Here is a 255-nt window from a genome sequence, read left to right on the forward strand (position 1 = left end):
TTTTCACCTTTCCCTCACGGTACTGGTTCACTATCGGTCACTAGGGAGTATTTAGCCTTGGGAGATGGTCCTCCCGGATTCCGACGGGGTTTCACGTGTCCCGCCGTACTCAGGATCCACTCAGGAGAGAACGAAGTTTCAGCTACAGGGCTGTTACCTTCTTTGGTGGGCCTTTCCAGACCGCTTCACCTACTTCGTTCCTTTGTAACTCCATGTAGAGTGTCCTACAACCCCAGAGGGCAAGCCCTCTGGTTT

Annotated in this window: 1 rRNA gene; it reads right to left on the bottom strand. The window is 52.9% G+C overall.

The window, feature by feature from the left end:
* Positions 1 to 255 (bottom strand): 23S ribosomal RNA (locus tag M3196_RS21875); the annotation flags it as partial.

It is taken from the genome of Fictibacillus nanhaiensis (assembly GCF_023715445.1).
GTDB classification, from domain to species: Bacteria; Bacillota; Bacilli; order Bacillales; family Fictibacillaceae; genus Fictibacillus; species Fictibacillus nanhaiensis_D.